Annotated in this window: 13 protein-coding genes; 4 read left to right on the forward strand and 9 right to left on the reverse strand. The window is 58.3% G+C overall.

Features of this window, described 5'->3' with window-relative positions; all coding sequences use genetic code 11:
* Window positions 1-6: 6 nt before the first annotated feature.
* The 6 genes from ACR3E6_RS09325 to ACR3E6_RS09350 form a co-directional block, all read right to left on the reverse strand.
* The gene (locus ACR3E6_RS09325; protein WP_480486845.1) at window positions 7-1,170 is read right to left on the reverse strand and encodes a serine hydrolase domain-containing protein; all 1,164 of its coding nucleotides are present in this window, start codon (window positions 1,168-1,170) and stop codon (window positions 7-9) included.
* Between the two features lie 83 nt (window positions 1,171-1,253).
* On the reverse strand, window positions 1,254-1,934 hold the full coding sequence (gene pth / locus ACR3E6_RS09330; RefSeq protein WP_480486846.1) for an aminoacyl-tRNA hydrolase: 681 nt from the start codon (window positions 1,932-1,934) through the stop codon (window positions 1,254-1,256).
* Window positions 1,935-2,075: 141 nt separating this feature from the next.
* Window positions 2,076-2,729 (reverse strand): 50S ribosomal protein L25/general stress protein Ctc, encoded by a 654-nt coding sequence (locus ACR3E6_RS09335; RefSeq protein WP_171636768.1) that lies wholly within the window; start codon window positions 2,727-2,729, stop codon window positions 2,076-2,078.
* A gap of 249 nt (window positions 2,730-2,978) precedes the next feature.
* Window positions 2,979-4,145 carry an alpha-hydroxy acid oxidase gene (locus ACR3E6_RS09340; RefSeq protein ID WP_171724464.1) on the reverse strand — a complete coding sequence of 389 codons (1,167 nt, stop codon included), beginning with the start codon at window positions 4,143-4,145 and terminating at the stop codon, window positions 2,979-2,981.
* Window positions 4,146-4,289: 144 nt separating this feature from the next.
* Entirely contained in the window at window positions 4,290-5,081 is a 792-nt protein-coding gene (gene trpA / locus ACR3E6_RS09345) for a tryptophan synthase subunit alpha (RefSeq protein WP_171636772.1), read from the reverse strand.
* Between the two features lie 78 nt (window positions 5,082-5,159).
* The gene (locus tag ACR3E6_RS09350) at window positions 5,160-5,648 is read right to left on the reverse strand and encodes an acyloxyacyl hydrolase (RefSeq protein WP_171636774.1); all 489 of its coding nucleotides are present in this window, start codon (window positions 5,646-5,648) and stop codon (window positions 5,160-5,162) included.
* A 198-nt stretch (window positions 5,649-5,846) separates the two neighbouring features.
* On the opposite strand from ACR3E6_RS09350, the gene ychF reads away from it, so the two are divergent.
* Window positions 5,847-6,944 carry a redox-regulated ATPase YchF gene (gene ychF, locus ACR3E6_RS09355; RefSeq protein ID WP_171636776.1) on the forward strand — a complete coding sequence of 366 codons (1,098 nt, stop codon included), beginning with the start codon at window positions 5,847-5,849 and terminating at the stop codon, window positions 6,942-6,944.
* Window positions 6,945-7,022: 78 nt separating this feature from the next.
* Here ychF and ACR3E6_RS09360 read toward each other — a convergent pair whose 3' ends face one another.
* The gene (locus ACR3E6_RS09360) at window positions 7,023-7,415 is read right to left on the reverse strand and encodes a GFA family protein (protein WP_171636778.1); all 393 of its coding nucleotides are present in this window, start codon (window positions 7,413-7,415) and stop codon (window positions 7,023-7,025) included.
* 215 nt (window positions 7,416-7,630) lie between these two features.
* Between ACR3E6_RS09360 and ACR3E6_RS09365 the strand changes: the two genes are divergently transcribed.
* The 3 genes from ACR3E6_RS09365 (at window position 7,631) to fdhF (ending at window position 13,098) form a co-directional block, all read left to right on the forward strand.
* Complete coding sequence (locus ACR3E6_RS09365) at window positions 7,631-8,512, forward strand: LysR family transcriptional regulator (RefSeq protein ID WP_480486849.1); 882 nt, start codon at window positions 7,631-7,633, stop codon at window positions 8,510-8,512.
* An 85-nt stretch (window positions 8,513-8,597) separates the two neighbouring features.
* The gene (locus ACR3E6_RS09370) at window positions 8,598-10,301 is read left to right on the forward strand and encodes an NAD(P)H-dependent oxidoreductase subunit E (RefSeq protein ID WP_480486851.1); all 1,704 of its coding nucleotides are present in this window, start codon (window positions 8,598-8,600) and stop codon (window positions 10,299-10,301) included.
* A 13-nt stretch (window positions 10,302-10,314) separates the two neighbouring features.
* Window positions 10,315-13,098, forward strand: a complete 2,784-nt coding sequence (gene fdhF, locus ACR3E6_RS09375; protein WP_480486853.1) for a formate dehydrogenase subunit alpha — start codon at window positions 10,315-10,317, stop codon at window positions 13,096-13,098.
* Window positions 13,099-13,367: 269 nt separating this feature from the next.
* On the opposite strand, the gene ACR3E6_RS09380 is transcribed toward fdhF, so the two are convergent.
* Both ACR3E6_RS09380 and ACR3E6_RS09385 read right to left on the reverse strand, forming a co-directional pair.
* Complete coding sequence (locus tag ACR3E6_RS09380; protein WP_480486855.1) at window positions 13,368-17,456, reverse strand: translocation/assembly module TamB domain-containing protein; 4,089 nt, start codon at window positions 17,454-17,456, stop codon at window positions 13,368-13,370.
* Entirely contained in the window at window positions 17,453-19,216 is a 1,764-nt protein-coding gene (locus ACR3E6_RS09385) for an autotransporter assembly complex protein TamA (RefSeq protein WP_480486856.1), read from the reverse strand. The genes ACR3E6_RS09380 and ACR3E6_RS09385 overlap by 4 nt, the downstream gene beginning before the upstream one ends.
* Between the last annotated feature and the right edge of the window lie 175 nt (window positions 19,217-19,391).

A 19,391-nucleotide genomic window follows, 5' to 3' on the forward strand; every position in this document is an offset into this window, starting at 1 on the left:
CACACCTTACAGGCTTTCTGCGATCTTGCGGAACATTTCGATATTCTGGTCGTTTACGCCAGTGTCGCGAAATTTCCGATCAGCGCCGGTAGACACAATCAGAACGCCGCGAGGTTGGTTGAAATAGATGTATTGCCCATACACGCCCCGGGCCAGAAACTCTCCCTCATGGGCGCCGCGCGGGATCCACCACTGGTACCCATATCCAATCTTCCCCTGAGCGGTCGGGGCGCTGGGTTGAGTTGCCTCGAATATCCAGTCGGAGGGCACCACTTGCCGGCCGTTCAATGCCCCATCTTGCAGGATCATTTGCCCGAACCGTGCAAAGTCACGTGTCGTGAAGTTCAATCCGCCCAAAACGAAGGCGACACCAGCGCCGTCAGTGACATAATACCCGTCCCGCTCAAGGCCCAGGGGCTGAAGGATTTTTTCCGTCAAAAGATCCGCGACACTGCGACCGGTCGCCCCGCGTATCACCATGCCCAATACATGCGTGTCTATGGAAACATATTGCCAGGTTTCACCGGGGGGCGCGAAACTGTCCTGCAATGAGGCCGCGAAATCGTCCAGTTCACCGCCCAGGGCAATCACACGGCCCATCCTGTTGATGTCAGATTTCGGGTCCAGATAATCTTCGTCAAACGTGACGCCGCTGGCCATGTTCAGAACGTTCCGAATTGTCGCCCTGTCATATGCGCTGCCTGCAAGTTTGGGGGCGTATTTGACGACGGGATCATCCAATGAATCGATTGCGCCCTCTTGCAGGAGAATGCCGAAAAGCGCCGACAGATAACTTTTTGCCACTGACCACGAAATCCGGCGATCATCGGGACCGGTGCCCAGATAGTATTCCTCGAACCGGATCTTGCCGTTGTGCATAATAAGCAAAGAAGTGACCGAGCGTTCATTGATCCAAGTGTCGGTGCCTTCCGGAAGATCGAAACCTTCGCCGTAAGGCAGTTCCCATGTTGGGGCGTTTCCACGCGGCAGATCCACGGTCAGAAAGGCTTCATCCATATGCGAAAAGTTGTGAACGATCTTGTCCTCGGAAAACAGAGAGTTCACCGCCATCAGGCGCTGTAACTCTTCGCGTTTCCAAAGCCCAACGGCAGCGGCGGCCAAAGCCAGCGCCAGCACAATGCGCAGAACCCACTTCAGTATGGACCGCATCGCATAGCCTCCCTTGTTTGCGTGTATTGGAACGTGGACATCCCGCTTTCGCAACGCCGACGTAACGGAAAGAGGGCGGGGCGCTATTTGAACTTGTCCAACAGTTTCTGCATGGCCGACCGTTCGTCGGCTGGTGGCTTCGGAGGTGCCTTAGATGCGGTTTCAGCTTTCGGAGCCGTCGTCTTGGACGACCGGGGCGGAGCAGTACGCAGGGCCACCGCGTTCATGAATTTTCCACCATCATTCTGGGCCAGATGGGGCGCGCCGTCCGAAACACCCCGCAGAACGTCGTCCAGCCAGTCACTCTCGGATTTCGCAAAGTCGCTCAGAACATAAGCCGAGACCATCTCCTTGCGGCCCGGATGTCCGATCCCAAGCCGGACACGGTCATAGGCTGCGCCTATATGGTCGTGGATCGAACGCAGACCATTATGCCCAGCGTGTCCGCCGCCCGCCTTTACCCGCACTTTGCCCGGGGCGAGGTCCAGCTCGTCATGGAACACGACAACATCTGTGGACTCGAGTTTGTAGAAACGCATCGCTTCACCCACGGATTGACCGGACCGGTTCATGAAGGTCTGTGGTTTCAGCAAAAGGATTTTTTCAGACCCTAACCGCCCTTCCGAGATTTCGCCCTGAAACTTGGACTTCCATGGGCCAAACCCATGATCTTCCGCAATCCGTTCCACAGCCATGAACCCGATGTTGTGCCGGTTTCGGGCGTATTTCTGCCCCGGGTTTCCCAATCCGACAAAGAGTTTCATGACCATGCTCCGCCTCTGTAGCCTCGAGGCTATGTGATGCCCGGAATTGCCATGGAAATCCAGCCGGCGCCGCGCGTCATGACCACAAAAAAACGGGGCTCGTCAGAACCCCGTTTCAAAAATCAGACGTTTGATCCGAATTTATTCTTCTTCTTTGCCGACGACTTCGACTTCATCGACTGCAACTTCTGCTTCTTCACCTTCTTCGTCGTCACTTGTCGACAGACCGGTCGGTGCCGAGACGTTTGCGATCACGAAGTCGCGGTCGATGGTCGGCTTGGTGCCTTCGGGCAGTTCAACCGACGAAATGGTGACGACGTCGTTGATGTTCATTCCGGCCACATCAACGGTGATCTTCTCAGGAATGTCACCTGCGGTGCACAACAGCTCGACTTCCGGGCGGACAACGGTCAGCACGCCGCCCTTCTTGATGCCGGGGGCTTCATCTTCGTTGATGAACTCAACCGGAATGTACAGTGCGATCTTGGTGGTCCGGCGCAGGCGCATCAGGTCCAGGTGGGTCGGCAGGTCTTTGACGACATCACGCTGAACGTCGCGGCAGATGACGCGAACGTCTTCATGGCCTTCGACTTTCAGGTTCCACAGGGTCGACTTGAAGCGACCGGCCTTCAGGCGCTTGAACAGTTCGTTGAACGGAATCTGAATCGGCAGCGGATCTTTGTCGCCGCCAAACACTACGCCCGGAACCATGCCTTCGCGGCGCGTTTTGCGAGCGGCGCCCTTGCCTGTCCCCGTCCGTTCCAGAGCTACGAGATCAGGAATCTCTCCAGCCATGATAATTCTCCAATGTTAGGGCGGGTATCCTCCAAGGCTGTATACCCGCGTGAAGCCGCGTCCTTATCTCGATTCATCCGGTTTGGAAAGGGGGAAATCACAGCTTGTCGTTCTCTATGGCCCAACCGCGCGCTTCGGAGTGTTCTTCGTCAAATGAGTGAAGGGTCCGCTGCTTCATCTGGCCACAAATATCCCGGGGGAGACGCCCGGAACGGGCGGCGGGGGCAGAGCCCCAAATCTGCCGCGGTCTCAGGCTTGCCAGCGACCACCAAAATCTTCTGGTACCAGAAGATTGTGCGCCCCCAGCGCGCTAACGGTTTTTTCACCGCACAGCGCCATTGTTGTATCAAGTTCCTTCTGAATCACTTCCAGCGCGGTGGTGACGCCTTTCTGGCCCATGGCGCCCAGCCCATAAACAAATGCGCGGCCGATATACGTCCCCCTGGCCCCCAGTGCCAATGCCTTAAGCACGTCCTGACCCGAGCGGATACCACTGTCCAGATGCACTTCGACATCGTTGCCGACAGCGTCCATGATCTCGGGCAATACCCGAATCGAGCTGAGCGCACCATCCAGCTGACGCCCACCATGGTTCGACACGACTATGGCATCCGCTCCCAGCTTGGCAGCCATTTTGGCATCTTCCGCGTCGAGTATCCCTTTCAGGATCACTTTTCCGCCCCACTTTTCCATCAGTTTTTCGACTTTGCTCCAGTCGAGGGTGGGGTCGAACTGTTCAGCGGTCCAGGCCCCCAGTGAAGACGCGTCCGAGATACCTTGCACATGTCCCACTATATTGCCGAACTCGCGCCGTTTGGCACCCAGCATTTCAATGCCCCATGCCCATTTGGTCATCAGGTTCGCTATGGTCTTTGCGGTCAGCTTGGGTGGTGCGGACAGGCCGTTCTTCAGGTCTTTGTGCCGTTGGCCCAGAATCTGCAGATCCAACGTAATCACCAGCGCCGAACACTTGGCGTCCTTGGCCCGCTGGATCAGACGGCTGACATAGTCATCGTCCTTCATCGTGTAGAGCTGAAACCAGAACGGCTTGTCGGTGTGCTCGGCCACGTCTTCGATCGAGTTGATCGACATTGTGGAAAGGGTAAAGGGCACACCAAAATCCTCGGCGGCTTTGGCGGCCTTCATCTCTCCGTCCGCATGCTGCATCCCCGTCAACCCGACCGGGGCCAACGCGACCGGCATTGACACCTTCTGGCCGATCATTTCCGAGGCCGTCGAACGCCCGGACATATCAACGGCAACCCGCTGACGCAGGCGGATCTTTTCAAAATCGGAACTGTTCTCGCGGAAAGTCTGTTCCGTCCAGCTGCCGCTTTCAGCGTAATCGTAGAACATCCGCGGCACGCGACGCTCGTAAATGCGCCTGAGGTTTTCGATATTGGTTATCACAGGCATGACTCAGACCTCCGAACTTACTGGTTCGTTTTCCTTACCAATGCATGTCAACGCCTGCAATGATCTGGCCCGGCGTCGGGCAGTCAAAAAAGCCTGCCCCAGAACAGTCTGCGGCAGGCTTTTCAGTCTGTGTTATCTGCGGGATCAGGCGCTATGAGCGCCATCCGACAGGGACTTTACAAAATCCAGCACTTCATTGACCGGTTTGCCTGCACCGATCTGGCTGACGATCGCCGATCCGACTACGGCACCATCTGCCACGGACGCGATATTGCGGGATTTCTCGGGCGTATTGATGCCAAATCCCACGATCACCGGCAGCTCGGTTGCGGCCTTGATGCGGGCAACCTCGGGGGCCACATCCGTTGCCTGCGCCTCGGCCGCGCCGGTGATGCCAGTGATTGAGACGTAATACACGAAGCCCGAGGTGTTTTGCAAAACGCGCGGCAGGCGCTGGTCATCCGTGGTAGGTGTTGCAAGACGAATGAAGTTCAGGCCGGCCGCCTGCGCAGGCAGGCAAAGCTCTTCGTCTTCCTCGGGCGGCAGATCGACAACGATCAGCCCGTCAATACCGGCATCTTTGGCATCGGCCAGAAAAGCCTCTACACCCCGGCTGTAAATCGGGTTGTAGTACCCCATCAGGACAATTGGCGTTGTGTCATCTGTTTCCCTGAACGCGCGCGCCAGATCCAATGTGCGCTGCAACGTCATCCCGCCGTCCAACGCGCGTTGACCCGCTGCCTGAATTGTGGGGCCATCCGCCATCGGATCAGTGAAGGGCAAACCAAGTTCGATGATGTCCACACCCGCGCCGGGCAGGCCTTTGACCACGTCGAGCGAGGTGTCATAGTCCGGGTCCCCTGCCATCACATAGGCAACAAAAGCCTTCTTTCCTTCGGCTTTCAGGGCGGCAAACTTAGCGTCGATACGGGTCATCGGATGTCCTTGCAATCGGGTTTGGACCCGTGTGCAGAAACTTTGACCGAAAATCAATCCCGCCAACGCAGGAATAGCTCAGAAGCCCAGATGGTACCGCAGCAGAACCGCGTTTACACCAGGGTTCTCATCGTTGGTGCTGGCGTTCGACTTGTGCGTGATCGCAACTGACATTCTGTTGCCGTTGTTCAGGTTATATCCAAGACCCAAAAGGCTGCGGATCTGAAAGTCTCCGCCCAGGTCGTTCTGGTCGTTGCTGGCATTGAAGTATCCCGGCATGACACTGCCTTCGACGAACCAGCGCTCACCCAGAGAATACAGCCCGACCAGCCCAACACCGATATGCGTATCCCCGTCTTCGTTCACAGAAAACGCAGCACCCCAGCCAGCACTGAACCGAGTTGCCTGGTGAAAAGGAGTGTGATGGTACTCGAGAGCGATCAGTGCCTGATCTTCGGACGTCGCCTCGGAAAAATCTGAATACCCGGCACCAAGAACAACCGTCTGAGCATGGGCTGTAGCAAATGTAGAGACCGTCAGTACGGCTGCAAGAAGTAGTTTTTCCATTATATTCTGCCATTTAATTTGATCGCGCTATGTTAATTGTTCATCCTACCCTTCGGTTTTCAGGGCCGACAAGAACACGATTTGAGAACAATTTCGTGATGTGGCCGAAGGGACTCAAACAAAGTGGCCCGGCAATCACTTGCGCATTGATGCGGACCTGCATAGAAGCTGCGTTCGTATTCTATGCAGGAGGCCGTTATGGGCTTTAAGATGGGAATCGTGGGTCTGCCGAACGTGGGCAAGTCGACCCTGTTCAATGCGTTGACCAAAACCGCTGCCGCGCAAGCCGCGAATTTCCCGTTCTGCACGATTGAGCCCAATGTCGGCGATGTGGCCGTGCCGGATGAGCGGCTCGACAAGTTGGCCGCAATCGCATCGTCAAAACAGATCATCCCGACGCGCATGACATTCGTGGATATCGCCGGACTGGTGAAGGGGGCCTCGAAAGGCGAGGGGCTCGGGAACCAGTTTCTGGCAAATATTCGCGAGGTCGATGCCATCGCCCATGTCTTGCGCTGTTTCGAAGATGGCGACGTGACCCATGTAGAAGGCCGCATCGACCCCGTGGCCGATGCTGACACCATCGAGACTGAGCTGATGCTCGCCGATCTGGAAAGCATCGAAAAGCGCCGCGCCAATCTGGTGCGCAAGCTGAAAGGCAATGACAAAGAGGCCCAACAGCAGGACCGCCTGCTTGCCGAAGCGCAAAAGATGCTGGAAGGCGGCAAACCTGCACGGTTGGTCGAGGTTTCGGACGAGGACGCCAAGGCCTGGAAGATGTTGCAACTGCTGACCACCAAGCCGGTTCTTTATGTTTGCAACGTGTCCGAGGAAGAAGCCGCTGAAGGCAACGAATACTCGGCGAAAGTTGCCGAGATGGCTGCCGCCCAGGGCAACTCTCACGTCATTATCAGCGCCAAGATCGAAGAAGAGATCAGCTTGCTTGAAGCGGACGAGGCACAGATGTTCCTTGAGGAAATGGGTCTGGAAGAGCCCGGTCTCGACCGTCTGATCCGTGCCGGTTACGACCTGCTGAAACTGGAAACCTATTTTACGGTCGGCCCGAAAGAAGCTCGCGCCTGGACTATCCGCACCGGCACCGCTGCACCGCAGGCGGCTGGTGTCATTCATGGTGATTTCGAAAAGGGATTCATCCGCGCCGAGACCATCGCCTATGAAGACTTTGTCGCCTGCAACGGCGAGCAGGGGGCGAAAGAGGCAGGCAAGATGCGGGCCGAGGGGAAAAGCTATGTCGTCAAGGATGGCGACGTGATGCATTTCCTGTTCAACACCTGAAATTGCGCCACAATCCGCAATCGTATTGGCGTATCGAGGCCCGCCAACTCAAATCGGGAAATGAACTGTCCTGTGATTTTAAGTCTGTCCGACGACTGAGGTTGCATCCCAAGATTGCGCAGACTCTTGATAGATTGATTTTTCCGGGTTGTATTTTCGCGGATCATCTAGCGATGATGCGTGAACATAGATACGATCATCCATAAGACTGCTGCGCCTTGTAAGTTGCGCTCCACAGTTCGGGCAGAAGCCGCTGAACGTTGGGTTGCCCGACCCGCCCAGCATTTCGTACGTTTTGCAAGCACTACTTATTTCAAAAGAGTCACGGACCAAAGGCATCATCTCTGAATGCCCGGAACCTGTGAGGTGCTGGCAGTCGCGACAGTGACAGCGAAACATTGGTACATCAAGTCGGGTGCCTGCATAGCGTACCAGGCCACATTTGCACCCACCTGTTATTCGTTCCGTCATCCTGAAACCTCCGCCTCTGGAAGCTAAGGTAATTTCCGGGTTTTGTCAGCTTTGTTTCGCTTGGTTGAAGACGTCATACGATTCACTGTTCCTGCATGGTAAATGCCTTGAGTTCGGGAATCACAAGTCGCAGCCCGCGCAATTTAAGCGCTCTTTTCTCTGCCGTCGAATATCCGATACTCTGACGAACGACCTGCCAACAGGAATGCCCCAAAATGATCGAAATCCGCGACCTGCAACTGCTCAGCGCGTTGGCGCGGCACCGCCATTTCGCCAAGGCCGCCGAAGAGTGCGGGATTTCGCAACCCGCCTTTTCCATGCGCATCCGCAACCTCGAGGATCGACTGGGCGTGTCCATCGTCCGCCGCGCCAACCGATTTCAGGGCCTGACCGAAGAGGGCGAGATGATCGTTCAGCGGGCGCGTCGCATTCTCGATGACACCAAAGCACTGGAACAGCAGGTGCTGGCCACCAAGGGCGAGATCACCGGTACGCTGATCCTTGGCGTGATTCCGACGGCCATCGCCTTTACCGGGCGCCTCACCAAACGCTTTCGGAAAGCGCATCCGCGCATCGTTACGCGCATCGAAACCATGTCTGCCACCGCCATTCAACACCGGCTGGACGAAGGAAGCCTGGACGCCGGGATAACATATGGCGACAGCATCGGGACCGATCTGCGACAGGTGCAACCTTTGTACGAGGAAACCTATGTTCTGCTGGTTCCGTCACACATGACGGACGAAAACGGCCCCATGCCTTGGGCGCGCGTGGCTGAATTTCCGCTGAGCCTGCTCGAGCCGCAGATGCAAAACCGGCGTATTCTGGATCGTATCTTTGCCGAACAGGGGCTGCACCCGGACGTGGTTGCCGAAACCAGCGGATTTACCGCGTCGATGGTGATGGCACGCGAGGGGCTGGCTGCCACGGTTGTGCCACGTGTCCTTATTCGGGCATTGGGCGAGTTGCAGGGGACAAAGGTGCTGCCGCTGGTCGATCCGATTGTCAGCAAACCGATCTGTCTGGCCACCCTGAGCCGAGATCCTGAACTGCCAACGGTGCAGGCACTGCGCGCTGTGGTGACGTCTTTACGGTGATAAGATGTCGTTATCGTGCGATTGCAAAAAGCGATTTGACGATATGCTAGCCTGATGAGACACGGGGCCTGAATCGGAGGGCATCATGGCACCATTAGACACCAAGCCATCAGGCGCACCCAAGGGCGTCTGGAAGTCAGGTAAAGGCAAGGGGCGGCACACGCCCAAAGGCCGACAGTTTACGGATGAAGCACAGGCCGAAATTGCGCGCCTGCTGGGCGACCGCCCACGCCGCCGCGACCTGTTGATCGAGTATTTGCATCTGATTCAGGACACGCACGGCCATATCAGCGCCGACCATATTGCCGCGCTGGCCGTCGAGATGCGGATCGGGCAGGCCGAGATTTACGAGACCGCGACCTTCTATGCCCATTTCGACGTGGTGAAAGAAGGTGAAACACAGCCCCCCGCGCTGACCATTCGTGTCTGTGATTCCCTGTCCTGCGAAATGGCTGGTGCGCAGCAGTTGAAAAAAGCGTTGGAGGATGGGCTGGACCCGTCCGAAGTGCGCGTTCTGCGCGCGCCCTGCATGGGGCGCTGCGACACGGCACCGGTGCTCGAGATTGGTCACAACCATATCGACCACGCGACCCCTGAAAAGGTGCAGGCCGCTATTGCTGCCGATGACACCCATGCTCATCTACCCGATTACGAAACCTTCGCGCCCTACGAGGCCAATGGCGGCTATACCAAGCTGAAAGAGCTGCGCGAGGGCGGTGACTGGGAAGCGGTTCAGGAACAGGTTCTGGCCTCGGGCCTGCGCGGTTTGGGCGGCGCCGGTTTTCCGTCGGGCAAGAAATGGGGCTTTGTCCGCATGAATGACGGCCCGCGCTATCTGGCCGTGAACGGGGACGAGGGCGAACCCGGCACCTTCAAGGATCGCTACTATCTGGAACGCACGCCGCATGTTTTCCTCGAAGGTATGCTGATCGCTGCCTGGGCGGTTCAGGCAGAGACCTGCTTCATCTACATGCGTGACGAATATCCAGCCGTTCTGGAAATTCTGCGGCGCGAGATTGCCGCGCTGGAAGATGCCGGAATCGTCGAGCCGGGCTATATTGACCTACGTCGCGGCGCGGGCGCTTACATCTGCGGCGAAGAATCCGCAATGATCGAATCGATCGAGGGCAAAAAGGGCCTGCCGCGTCATCGCCCGCCCTTCGTGGCGCAGGTCGGCGTATTCGGCCGCCCGACGCTGGTGCACAACGTGGAAACGCTCTACTGGGTGTCCAAAATCTGCCGGGAAGGTCCGGAGATCCTCAATTCAGTTGAAAAGAATGGCCGTAAGGGGCTGCGCAGCTATTCGGTCTCGGGCCGGGTAGCGAAACCCGGCGTCTACCTGCTGCCGGCAGGGTCGACCATTCTTGACGTGATTGATGCCGCCGGGGGCATGGCCGAAGGTCATGTGTTCAAGGCGTATCAACCGGGCGGGCCGTCGTCAGGTCTTCTCCCCTCCAGCATTGACGACGTCCCGCTCGATTTTGACACACTACAGCCGCTGGGCACCTTCATCGGGTCTGCTGCGGTTGTGGTTCTGTCCGATCAGGACACGGCCCGCGATGCGGCGCTGAACATGCTGCGGTTCTTCGAGGACGAAAGCTGTGGCCAATGCACGCCCTGCCGGGCGGGATGCGAAAAGGCGGTGAAGCTGATGCAGGCCGAGAAGTGGGACGCCGATCTGCTGGAAGATCTGTGCCAGGTGATGAGCGACGCCTCGATCTGCGGTCTGGGGCAGGCGGCCCCGAACCCGATCCGTCTGGTCATGAAACACTTCGCTGAAGAAATCTGAGGGAGACAGAGCCATGCTTGATGCAAGCCCAAACAAGACCGTCACCTTCAACCTGAACGGCGATGACGTCACCGTGCCCGAAGGCACCACCATCTGGGAAGCGGCCAATGGCCGTGGACTGGTGATCCCGCATCTGTGTCACAAACCGGCGCCGGGCTACAAACCCGATGGCAACTGCCGCGCCTGCATGGTCGAGGTGGAAGGCGAGCGTACGCTGGTCGCCTCGTGCATCCGTCCGGCGGCTGACGGGATGGTGGTGAAAACCGACACCGACCGCGCCGAGAAATCGCGCGCGCTGGTGATGGAACTGCTGGTGGCCGACCAGCCCGAGCAGCCGCATGATGCCTCGAGCCATTTCTGGGACATGGCCAAGCTGAACGACGTCAGCGACAGCCGTTTCCCGGCGAAAGAGGCCGAGAAGATCCCGTTGCTGGATGACAGCCATGTGGCGATGCGGGTCAATTTGGATGCCTGCATCAACTGCAACCTCTGTGTCCGCGCCTGTCGCGACGTGCAGGTGAATGACGTGATCGGCATGGCTGGTCGCGGGCATACCGCTCAGGTGGTGTTCGACCAGAACGACCCGATGGGCGATTCAACCTGTGTCGCTTGTGGTGAATGTGTTCAGGCCTGCCCGACCGGCGCCCTGATGCCTGCAACCGTGCTGGACGACCAACAGCAGGGCGACAGCAAAGATTACGACTCTGAGACCGAAAGCGTCTGCCCGTTCTGCGGGGTGGGCTGCAAGGTTTCGCTGAAGGTCAAGGACGGCAAGGTCAAGTATGTCGAGGGTATCAACGGCCCGGCAAACGAAGGCCGTCTGTGCGTCAAGGGCCGGTTCGGGTTCGACTATATCCACCACCCGCATCGTCTGACCAAGCCACTGATCCGGCGCGAGGATGCACCGGCAAAAGGTCTGAACGTTGATCCCGGCAACCTGTCGACCCATTTCCGCGAAGCGACCTGGGAAGAGGCGATGGATCTGGCGGCCACCAGACTGATGGCCCTGCGCGACCAAGACCCGCGCAGCGTTGCGGGCTTTGGATCGGCCAAATGCACCAACGAGGAAGCCTATCTGTTCCAGAAGTTCATCCGCCAGGGTTTCAAGCACAACAATGTCGACCACTGCACCCGTCTGTGCCATGCGTCGTCCGTTGCCGCTCTGATTGAGAACGTGGGCTCGGGCGCGGTGACGGCGACCTTCAACGAGATCGAGAATGCCGATGTGGCCATCATCATCGGGTCGAACCCGATTGAAAACCACCCTGTCGCGGCCACCTATTTCAAGCAGTTCGCCAAGCGCGGCGGCAAGCTGATCGTGATGGACCCGCGCGGCGTCGGCATGCGCAAATTCGCGGACGAAATGCTGCAGTTCCGGCCCGGTGCCGATGTCTCGATGCTGAACGCGATCATGAACGTGATCGTCGAAGAAGAGCTTTATGACAGCCAGTACATCCACCGCTGGACCGAGAACTGGGAGGCCGAGAAAGAGCACCTGCGCCAGTTCACGCCCGAGGCGATGGCACCGATCTGCGGCATCGAACCGGATCAGCTGCGCCGCGTTGCGCGCACCTTTGCGCAGGCCAAGGCCGGTCTGATCTTCTGGGGCATGGGCGTCAGCCAGCATATCCACGGCACCGACAATTCGCGCTGCCTGATCAGCCTTGCCCTGATGACGGGCAATGTGGGCAAGCCGGGCGCGGGTCTGCACCCGCTGCGGGGGCAGAACAACGTGCAGGGCGCGTCGGACGCAGGTCTGATCCCGATGTTCCTGCCGGACTACAAAACTGTCACCGATGACAGCATTCGCGCGCAGTTCACCAGTGTCTGGAACTCGGACGACTTCTCGAACGAGAAGGGCCTGACCGTCACCGAGATCATCGACCAAGCCTATGCGGGCAACATCAAGGGCATGTACATTCAGGGTGAAAACCCGGCCATGTCCGATCCGGATGTTGGCCACGCACGTGAGGCGCTGGCCAAGCTGGACCTGATGATCGTGCAGGACATCTTCCTGACCGAAACCGCGAACTATGCGGACATCATCCTGCCGGCCTCGGCGCTGTATGAAAAGAACGGCACGGTGTCGAACACCAACCGTCAGGTTCAGCGTGTCCGTCCGGCCGTGGCACCTCCGGGTGAGGCACGCGAGGATTGGAAGATCACAGTCGAACTGGCACAACGGATCGGTCTGAACTGGGATTATTCCGATGTGTCTGAGGTCTTTGCCGAGATGAAACTGACCATGGAGTCGCTGGACAATATCACCTGGGAACGGCTGGAAACCGAGACGATCACCTATCCTTCGCTCAGCGAAACCGATCCCGGCCAGTCAATCGTGTTCGGTGATGGTTTCCCCCGCGCGGGCGGCAAAGCAAGGTTCACACCGGCCAGCGTCATCCCGCCCGATGAGGCGCCCGATGACGAATACCCGATGATTGCCACCACCGGCCGTCAGCTGGAACATTGGCATACCGGTTCAATGACCCGCCGGGCAAAGGTTCTTGACGCGGTCGAGCCAGAAGCCAACTGCTCGATGAACCCGCGCACGCTGAAGCTGATGGGGATTGAACCGGGCGAAATGATCCGCCTGACCACGCGTCGCGGTTCGATTGAAATCATGGTGCGCGCCGACCGGGCCATTGCCGAAGACATGGTGTTCATCCCGTTTGCCTATGTCGAAGCGGCGGCGAACATCCTGACGAACTCGGCTATCGACCCCTACGGCAAGATCCCCGAGTTCAAGTTCTCGGCCATTCGTGTCGAAAAGATCGAGGATGCGATGGCAGCGGAGTAAGATCGCGGCCAGACTGAACAAGGGCGGCCTCTGGAAGGGGCCGCTTTTTTCTTTGCCGCGCCGTCGTTCAAACGATTGCCTCATCTGACTTGCCCCGGCAATTCGTCGCGTTTTCATTTGGTCTCGGCACCACGCAAATTTCCGCACTGGCGATGGCATCGCGCCCACCAACGAAATCGGAACCAGGCGTCCATAAGGCAATGTGAACACCCGTCACCTGCTGGTGCGAAACAAACGGATGGCTCAACGCGGCTTTTATTGGCAGCTGGTCAATAGTCACGCTCGAAGAACAGACCCAGGCCGGTTTCCCCTCGGCCATCGACCGTACCGCGCACCGTGAAATTGTCCGTGACATCGAGGTTTAGGTTCACTTCGGTGTCACCTTCGGTGTTCACGGTGAAATCCGTATAGAGGTTTTCACCCAGGTACGCGCCCGCGCCCAAACGGCCCGCGCCGCTTTCCGAAGCTCCTATGTCGACCGTGTCGACTCCGGTGGAGTCGCGGAGACCTTTGGTTGCATCACCACCCGCACCGCTAAGCTGCGCCAGTGATGCTGCCATTTGCGCGATCAGGAAAGGCGAGATTTCTGAAAACCGGTTCCCGAACAGCAACATTGCCAGCGCTTCTTCAGCCGGACGTTCAGGGTCGGAAAACACATTGACCTCAGGTGAATCCAGCGGGCCGGCAATTTCGATCGTCGCGGTGCCGTCAGACGTGCTGGCTGAAGACTCGAACTCGATATACGGGGTCAGGTCGCCCTGCAACGTGACGATCCCCTTGGTCAGTGCCAATCTGCGGCCCAGAATGTCGAAATTCCCTCGGATCAGTTCGATCTGACCGGACGGAACAACAGAGGCGGTAGTGCCGCCGATGAAAATTCGACCCCCCAGTTCTGCGTTCACCCCGCGTCCTCTGACGAAAACCGCCTTGGGTGCAAGCAGGCTGATATCCAGCGCAATACGAGATGCGCTTTTCTCCGATCCTTCGGTCACGACCAATCCGGCCCGCTCTCGCGTGATGAAACCGGCGCGACTTTCGTTGATGTGCTGGATGTCCGGGATAGGTGCCGCGCCTACCGCGCCGGACGCGGCGGCAAGGTTGATGTTGGTTTCGTCAAACGTGATCTGACCGGCAAGCGAACTGTTTCCGGCCAACGCCCCGGTCATGGCAATCTGACCGTTCAGGGTGGTTTCATACAGCAACCGGTCTGTCAGCACCAGGTTGTTCAGGGTGGTGGTAATCTGGGCGTTGAACGGAGGGGTCAGGTCAACAGGCCCGTTGACGGTAAAGTTGCCTCCCGCCCGAACTCCGCCATTCAGTGTAATGTTTGCGCGACTTTGCGCCAGATCCACCTGACCACTGATCCCGGTAATGGTCTGACCAGCACCCGGAATGGCAAGGGATGTGCCCGAAGTGGTGACTGAACCGCTCAGCGACGCCAGCGCCGGAGCACCCTTGAGTGCCAGATCGAAGCGCGCCGACCCGTCGATCTTGTTGGGTGTGATGAAGACATTCGCGATCCCAAGGTTGATGCCGCCCTGTGCCTTCAGATCCGCCTGACCGCTGGTTTCATCAAAGGTGCCAGCCAACGTGGTGTCTATGTCGGCAGGCCCTTGCGCCTTGGCGTCAATCGTCCAGACACCGTTATCGCGTTTGGCCGTTCCCTTTGCTGCCACAGTGCCAGGAAATTCGGGAACGAACCGCTCGATCCGGTTCAGTTTGGCGTCAAAATCCACATCAGCCGAGCCATTCTGGCCGACCGTTCCTTGAAGGCTGGCGTAAGAGCTGTCAGGCCCGTCCAGGCGGGCAGTGCCTTCCAACCCAGAGCCGGTCGGAGCGACGTTCCCGCTCAGGTTCAGCGGGCCGGACAAGGTTTGCGACAGACGGGCAAGGTCATCCAGTTTGGCGGAAAAGTCCAAACCGCCGGCGTCTCGGTTCAGCTTGCCCGATGCATTCGCCGAAAGGGCCGTTCCTATCAGTTGGAACGTACGGATATCCAGGCCTTCATCGTCGTTCATCGCGTCCACGGTCAGGTTCGTTCGCCCCTGGATCAGGTCGTCAACGGCGTCGATCCCGGTTTTGATGTCGTCCGCCGCCAGATTGCCTTTTACGTCGAACGCTTTGCTGCCGACTGCGCCCTTGCCGACAATATCCGCACGGATCGCCCCTGCCAGATCGCGTTTTGCAAGGCTTGAAAACGGTGACAGGTCCGGGATGTTCAGATTGACCTGCCCGTCAATGGCAAGGGCTTTCCTTGGGTCGTCTATGGTGGCAGAGGCCTTGACGGTCAGCGCTGAACCGTTCACCGATGCGTCGCGGATCACAATCTGTTCCTGGCTCAGCGCACCGTCGAACGTGATCTCGTTGCGACCGACCAACAGCGGGTCGATCTCGGCCAGACCGGTTTTGATATCCCGGCCCGATACGCTGGCCGTGCCGTCAAACTCCAGCGTCTGAACAGTTCCTTTTCCGTTCAGTTTCGCTTGCACTGCTCCCCCAAGCTCGCGTTTGGCAAGGCCCGAAAACACGGACAGGTCCCGGGAATTGACCGTCGCCTGACCATCGATCGTCACGTTGCCATCAGGGGTCGTTACGGTGCCGTCGGCCTGGGCGCGCAAAGTATCACCGATCAGGGCGAAATCTTGGATGGTTATGCCATCTGCGCCACGCTTGGCGTCGAGCGTTATTGCTGTGTTGCCCTTGATCACCGGATCGATGTCATCACGCCCGGTCGAGAGGTCGGTTCCTTCGACCTCCAGTTTGCCGTCGAAACTGCCTTCCAGTGGTGAGCCTTTACCGTTTAGACGGGCCGAGACCTGGCCTCCCAGCTCCAGTTGGGCCAGTTCCGAAAACCGGGACAAATCCGTGGCTTCCAAAGTGGCGGTGCCGTCGATGGCCAAACCGGTGGACAGGCCGCTGACCAATGCGTCGACACCCAATTCGTAATCCGAACCAACCAGTTCGAGACCGGTCAGGTTCAGGGATTGGTCACTGCCATAGTCAAAGGTGCCATCCAGAGTGATGAGGTCGCCTATTGCTGCATTCAGGGCCTCGTCCGCCAGATCAATTCCGTCCAACGCGGCCTGCAGATTGCCATTGATTTTTAGCGCTGCGCCCTGTTCCAAGGTCCCGTGAGCAGTAATTTGCGCGCGCTCCAAATTAACTTGCTCGGCCTGCACGGCGTTCGCAGTCAGGCTCAGGTCCCAATGATTGCCGTTTTTTTCGTCGTACAGCGCCGAAATCTGTGCCGCTCCAACGGACGTGTCACCGCCCGAGGCTGGAAGAGTTACCCTTTCACCCTCCGGTGGCGTTATGCGTCCTTGCAGGGCCGCGAGTTGCAATCGCCCACCTGCCGCCAACTGTAACTGGCCTTTCAGGTTCAGTGCTTGTGACGAGATCTCAAGTTCGTCAATTTCCAGCGCACCTTCAGGTTGGGTTCGCCCATCCACATAGAGCTGTGTTTTGGCACCGAAAAACGTATCCATTTCTTCGGCGACAAAAGGTGTCAAATCACCGCCGAGATCGGCAGTAAACGCAATGCCCTCTTCCGCGCTAGCCGCGGCAGTCGGGGCCGAGCGTAACCGAACCTGCCCTGTCACCCGAGGCTGACCATCGCTGCTGAGACCGATATCGGCCGTAAAATCGGTCACGGGTCCGGACCCTTTCGCTGTCAGCGCGATAGGCGGGGTATCCGGCATTTCAAGAGCGGTCGAGATCAGGCCGCCCGCTGCCTCTGTCACCTGAAGATCAAGATTGATCTGGCTGTTTGAATTCTGAAAGCCCGCGGCCAACTTGATCTCATCGCCCGCCCGGTCCAGCCGCGTGATATCAAGGTTGGTGTCCAGCGTTCCGTCGGCCAGTGACAGGTTGCCACTAACCGCCAGTTCTGCGGCCACTCCGATCAGGGGCTGGCCCAAAGCCAGCTCGTCGATGCGAATTTCACCAATTTCGATGGCTACGGGCAGTTCAGGCAGTTGGAAGCCTTTTGTTTCTGCGGTTGGCGGCGGCGTGTCTTTGGTGGTGGTGCCCGGCGCACGGGCAACGTCGATTTCTTGTGCAGTCAAGGCATTGACCGAAAACCGCCCACGGATCAAAGCCAGCCGGTTCCAGTCAAGTTCGGCGTCCTTTATAGTCAGCCAGACCCCTTCGTCATCGGCAACCGTGATCTCGGCAATCGTGGCACGTGAACTCAGTGCACCTTGCAGGCCCTTGACGGTGACGTTCTGATCGTCGCCCGACAGGGTATCCTGCAGGAACCGCTCAATCATGCTGCCGCCTTCGTCCTCCTGCGGATGTCCGGCCACAGGCACGATTGCCAGCGCGGCGATCAGCAGAGGATATGAAAGGTGCCGTCTCAAAATGCCTGTCCGATCCCGATATAGAACTGTAGCCCGTCCCCGGTGGGACCGCTGACAGGATAGGCCAGATCAAGACGCAAGGGGCCAAACCCGCCCAGATCGTATCTTACGCCGATACCGGCGCCCGAGTGGTCTTCCGCGCCGCTGCCGACAAACGAAGATGTATCGACGACACCGTAGTCGTAAAACCCGACAAGCGACAGGCTGTCGGTCACCTTGCCTCGGATCTCGCCGGACAAGCCAATAAATGACTTGCCGCCCGCGACGCCGCTTCCGACCGGAATGCCGAGGCTTTCATACGGCTGCCCGCGAACGGTTCCCGCACCGCCCGAGAAGAACAGAAAATCGGGCGTGACGCCATTTGCGGGTGGGCCGATTACCGATCCCAGTTGCGCCCGCCCCGCCAGTACAACCCGTCCTCCGGTGCCAAGGCTGGTATAGGCACGACCGTCGAAAAACAGACGAATTCCCGTGTCGCTGCCGGAAAAGCCGACAAAGGGCATGATCTGGGAATCCAGATAGAAACCGCGCGTTGCACTGACTTTGCTGTCACGCTCATCCCATTCGGATCGGAACGGAACGATGAAATACCTGAACTTGCGCCCGCTGCCATATGCGTCATCCGCGTCCGACCACTGGAACCCGGCCGATGCCTCGGCGTAAAGATTGTCCGAGAACGTCCGGCGCGCACCATAGGCCAGCGAAGCCACCGTCACATTGTAGTTTTCCGTGTTGCGGCGTTCCAGCAGGGCGCTCCAGAAGGTGTTGTCATCAGGTCCAAGCCGGTCAGGTTGATCCAGACGCAGCCCGATCCGGCCATCAATATCCTCTGCACCGCCAATATTTCGAACCGCCGCTTCGAAGCGCAGACGTTCTGCGCGCCTGAACATATTGCGATGGGTCCACGTCGCCGTCACATCCACACCATCGCGAGAGGCCAGTTCGACACCAAAGGTCAACCGACGTTTGGGCAGGTCTTCGAACGTGGCGTCGAAATCCAGTGTGCCATCGGGGTTTGGAACCTCTCGTTCCTGCAACGAGACCACGTTGAACGTGCCGGTCCGGCGCAACCGTGTTCCCACCTTCTGGATTTTCTCAGGGGAATAGACCTCTCCACTAGGGAACCCGGCGATCTTTTCGATGGATCTGTGGCGTACATCTGAATTGCCCTTGATGAACATCTTGCCAAATGTCAGCCTGCGCCCGGGATCAAGGTCGATCTGGGCATCCAGACGAGCTTGGGCGTGGCGCGCGATGATTGTCTGACCCGCAATTCCGGCTTTTGCGTGACCCGCGTCCCTCCATCCCTGAACACCGGCCGAGGAGGCCTGTTGAATGGCACCGGTCGTCGCCAGTTTCCCGGGGGCAAAATCCTCGGGGAGTTTGGTTTCAGGGGCCAGGGGCTGAACAGTGGCGGTGCCGAATTTGAAGCTTGGCCCGGTTTCAACGGCAATCGCAGCACGGTTTATTTGTGCAGGCACCGTGAGAGAGCTCAGCTCGGCCGCTTCCTGTCCATCAAGCTTGATGCTGACGACCGGGCTGAAATAGCCCTCGTCGTAAAGGATTTGCACGATCGTACGGTAATCCGACAAGGCCGCCGAGAGGATTTCAAGCGGGGTGTCGAGGCCGCGTTCTTCAGCCGTGGTTACTGAGGATGTCTGCTTGAGACGTTCAACCAGTTCTTTCGATGCACCAGGGGCGGTGAGAGACGTTTCCAGCGCCGCCAGCGTGGTTGGGGCCAAAGTCACAAGTGTGGCCATCAGCCAGCGCCCCAGGCGGCATTGCCGCTTGCTCCTTTGCATGAATTGCCCCAACTGTCCCAATTCCAGTTCTCTTGTCCGTGTCGTGCACGGCCCTTTGAATTCAGGTTAGAGCATCTGAAAGCGGATGGGGAAAGGAATTATACATGAGACGAGAATTTTTTCGGCCAAATTG

This window comes from Ruegeria sp. AL3 (assembly GCF_056536065.1).